This window comes from Faecalibacterium sp. DFI.5.82 (assembly GCF_029076575.1).
Lineage (GTDB): Bacteria > Bacillota > Clostridia > Oscillospirales > Ruminococcaceae > Faecalibacterium > Faecalibacterium duncaniae.
On sequence record NZ_JARFIS010000310.1, the window covers coordinates 1 to 324 of the forward strand.

The 324-nt window shown below is 49.4% G+C and carries 1 protein-coding gene; it reads right to left on the bottom strand.

The genetic code is table 11. The features are described 5' to 3' along the window. Nucleotides 1–324 (bottom strand): lyase family protein (locus P0G09_RS16750; RefSeq protein WP_275253231.1); only part of this gene is annotated, 324 nt, incomplete at both ends.

The window sequence follows — 324 nt, forward strand, 5'->3', positions numbered from 1 at the left end:
CCTTGAGGCCAAAAGTCGTTGGCTCAGCGTGAATCCCGTGCGTCCGCCCCATGCAGACCGTGTACTTGTATTCATTGGCCATCTTTTTCAGGATTTCCATAAAGTCCTTGATGTCTTGACGCAGAATCTCGTTAACCTGCTTAAGCTGGTAACCTTGAGCCGTATCAACGACGTCAGTACTGGTCAGACCATAGTATACCCACTTGCGTTCTGGGCCCAACGACTTGGAAACGTCACGCGTAAAGGCGATCACGTCATGGTGCGTAACGGCTTCGATTTCTTGGATGCCTTCAACGGTGAACTTGGCATTCTGCTTAATCTTTT